Genomic DNA, 3,192 nt, shown 5'->3' with positions numbered 1-3,192 from the left:
GGCCGATTATGCCAAGTTGTTGATTATGGAAAGTAGCTGGTCGGAATCCGGGGCGCGAGCTGGTAGACAGCGGGCGGGCTCGAATTCCAACCTTTGCATAATCACAGCGCCTTCAGGAAGTTGATCAGGGAGTCAGGTGCCCTGTAGCGCTGGATTTTGGCTGGTGGTTCGTGAAGCTTCGCCAAGGCACGTTCCTTCATGCGCAGATCGGCTTCGACATAGTGATGCGTCGTAACCGGACTTTCATGTCCGAGCCACAGTCCGATGACGCTGATGTCAACTCCAGCTTGCAGCAAATGCATGGCCGTGGCGTGACGGATGGTATGAGGGGATACATGCCGCTTTGCGAGACTGGGGCAGGATTTGGTTGCGTTCCCGACAGCCAGTGTTAGCCTCAATGCAGCGTTAGCTCTTGTCATTGCGCGACCGTTCCGGTTCGGAAGCAGTGGCGATGTGGGTTGGAATTCCGGATTCACTTTCAACCATGCACGTACTGTCTTCGCCGTGGACCGCCAAAGCGGCACACTACGCTGCTTGCGCCCCTTACCGCGTAAATGAATGCAGGCGGAGCCTTCGTCCAGGATCACATCGGCAACCTTAACCCCGAGGATTTCCGAGACGCGCGCTCCAGTGTTGTACATCAGCAGGAGCAGAACATGGTCCCGATGGCTCAACCAGGAATCGCCCGGCGTACCGATCACCGCCAGCATCTCCTCGCGCGACAGGTAGCTAAACATCGGACGCTCGAAGCGCTTGACCGGAACGCCCAAGGCACGTTCGATCACCTGTAGTGACTCCACATCGCGGTGCGCCGCGAACCTCAGGAACGACCGCAGTGCTGCCAGTCGCGCATTGCGACTGCGTACGCAGTTGTGCCGCTGACGTTCCAGATGATCGAGGAAGGCGATGATCAGTTCCGGCGTCATATCCGCCAGTGCCATCATCGCTGGCGACTTGCCCAAACGCGCCTCGGCGAACTCAAGGAAGAGCACGAAGCCATCGCGATAGGCAGCAATGGTTTGCGCGCTAAGCGCCCGCTGCTGGGTCATGTATTCGGCAAACCAGGTTTGTACGAGCGCGGCGAACGAAGGCGGTGCATTGGCATGCCTATTCATTGCCGTCTCCCGCGAGGCCGGCGAAACGCTCGAATCTGGCGCCGGCCACGGCCATCAGTTCTGGAACTGCCGTCAGATACCAGTATGTATAGAAGATCTCGGCATGGCCCATGTAGGTCGACAACGCCAGCATCATCTGGTCGATGTCGGTGCCTTGGGCATACCAGAGCATCAAGCGCCGCACAGCAAATGTGTGCCTCAGATCGTGAAGTCGAGGTGCCGCGTGAGCGCCACGGTTCACCCAGCCAAGGCTGTCACGTAGTCTGTTGAAGACCCGATGAGCCTGACGGTCCCCCAGAGGCTGACCCAGTCGCCGCCCCCGACTGCTGATCAGGAAGGTGGTGTCGACGCTTGTGACCACCCATCGCGTACGCTGTCGTCGGTAGCGCTTCAACGCGGCAACAGTGCTCGGATGGATGGGCAACAGTCGCGACTTGGCGAACTTGGTTTGCCGAATGGTCAGCATCCCGCGCTTGAGATCGACATCGGCATCGCGTAGATGAATGGCTTCCGAAACTCGCAACCCGGTTGAGGCCATCAGACCGAACAAGATCTCATATGTGGCTGGGCGCAGGCTCCCCTCGGGACCGAGGCCACGGGCTGCTGCCATCAATGCAACGATTTCGTCTTCATGGAAGATGTGCGGGGCGACGCGTGCCCGCTCAGGACCGAAGACGGCTTCCTCAGGAATTTCAGTGTCCGGATCGAACTGCTTCAGGTAGCGTGCGAACTGGCGAACGATCGCTAACCTTGCCGCCCAGGTTGCCGGGGTGTCACGGTGCCATTTGTCCTGTTGCGCCCAATCCGTCATGAGATTGGCCGTGAGCGGCCCATGGTGATGCCGACTCGCGACATAACGGACAAAGCTGGCTAATAGCGTGTCCCGTGAGTGCAACTCGAAGCCCAAGCGGCGCCGTTCGGCAAGATAGTTGTTGACTCTCTTCTGCAAGCTGACGCGCGCGCTCATGGTTGGCTCCCCGGCCACGGCAGGGCTACGGCTGCCAGCTTCGGTGTGTCGAGCTTGGCGTAAATCAGGGTGGAATTGAGGGAGCGGTGGCGCAGCAGGTCGGCTACTTCCTTGAGCGAACTGCCGTTCTCAACCAGGCGGCATGCCAGGGTATGTCGGAGAGCGTGAGCACTGTAATGCGGCAGTCCGATGCGACAACATGCTCGTTTGATTAACTTCTGGACCGCCATTGGAGTAATTGGCTCATCCCGACCAGCTATCCGCCGGACAAAGACGGCCGGGTGGCAAGTCATCGGACGTTCCTGTTGCAGATAGTCTGCCAGCGCCTGCCCGGATTCAATTGGCAACGGCATGACGTCCTGACGCAGCGACTTCGTGCCTCTCAATATCACGGTGCCCGCGTGCCAGTCGATGTCGTGGAGCATGAGATGCGCGATCTCGCCCGATCGTAGCCCCAAGTCCAGCGCGAGGCGGACAATCGCATAGCTACGCTTCGGCCAGTGCTGGGCGCCTGCAACTGTGTCCAGAAGGCGGACAACTTCCTCTTGCTTAAGAGTGCGTGGCAGGGAGGCCAGCTTCCAGTGGACCGGACTCAGGATAACCGTGAAGAGCTTGCCGGTAATGTCTCCACATACAGTCCGGTAACGCAAGTAACAACGTAAGGTTACTGCCAGATGTGACGCATAAGAGGTCGAAGCTCCGGCCCCCAGCTGTATCGATATGAACTTGTGGATATCGTCAGGGCGCAGCGTTCCAAGGTCGACAGCGCAATGCTCGAATTTGTATCGCAAGAGCAGGCCGACAACGCGTAGCCGATTCTTACGTGTCTCGGTCGCCAGGCCTCGTACATCGCGCAGATACGCGTCGTAGCGATGCAATTCGTCGGCGATGTGCGCCGGGAATGATGCGAAAGACCGGGCGTTGGGATTGGTCGGGCGCAGACTGGTTGGCTTCATAACGGTCCCCAGAAGTGGAACCGTTACTCCAGATCATCGCTGAAATTATGTCGAGTACGAAGAAATCATCCTGCCGCCACACCCTGTGCCCATCGGACTGTCCCCGCTGCCAAAACCATTGCTATCCATAATCGACGACTTTGCATAATCGGCC

3 protein-coding genes are annotated in these 3,192 nt (G+C 58.7%); all 3 read right to left on the bottom strand.

Annotated features, from left to right (window positions below):
- Positions 1-101: 101 nt before the first annotated feature.
- The 3 genes from EVC45_RS44025 to EVC45_RS44015 are packed head-to-tail and all read right to left on the bottom strand — an operon-like array spanning position 102 to position 3,038.
- Positions 102-1,115, bottom strand: coding sequence for a tyrosine-type recombinase/integrase (locus EVC45_RS44025; protein WP_129964287.1), 1,014 nt, complete (start codon positions 1,113-1,115; stop codon positions 102-104).
- The gene (locus tag EVC45_RS44020; protein WP_129964286.1) at positions 1,108-2,082 is read right to left on the bottom strand and encodes a tyrosine-type recombinase/integrase; all 975 of its coding nucleotides are present in this window, start codon (positions 2,080-2,082) and stop codon (positions 1,108-1,110) included. The genes EVC45_RS44025 and EVC45_RS44020 overlap by 8 nt, the downstream gene beginning before the upstream one ends.
- The gene (locus tag EVC45_RS44015; RefSeq protein WP_129964285.1) at positions 2,079-3,038 is read right to left on the bottom strand and encodes a tyrosine-type recombinase/integrase; all 960 of its coding nucleotides are present in this window, start codon (positions 3,036-3,038) and stop codon (positions 2,079-2,081) included. Before EVC45_RS44015 ends, EVC45_RS44020 begins: the two co-directional genes overlap by 4 nt.
- Between the last annotated feature and the right edge of the window lie 154 nt (positions 3,039-3,192).

Origin of the sequence: Paraburkholderia sp. UYCP14C (assembly GCF_004197395.1) — a bacterium.
In the GTDB taxonomy this organism is placed as follows: domain Bacteria; phylum Pseudomonadota; class Gammaproteobacteria; order Burkholderiales; family Burkholderiaceae; genus Paraburkholderia.
This window is presented reverse-complemented; position numbering and strand designations above follow the sequence as displayed.

Coding starts and splice junctions, on each gene's coding strand:
- EVC45_RS44025 (WP_129964287.1), bottom strand. CDS start 1,115: ATGAATAGGCATGCCAATGCACCGCCTTCGTTCGCCGCGCTCGTACAA.
- EVC45_RS44020 (WP_129964286.1), bottom strand. CDS start 2,082: ATGAGCGCGCGCGTCAGCTTGCAGAAGAGAGTCAACAACTATCTTGCC.
- EVC45_RS44015 (WP_129964285.1), bottom strand. CDS start 3,038: ATGAAGCCAACCAGTCTGCGCCCGACCAATCCCAACGCCCGGTCTTTC.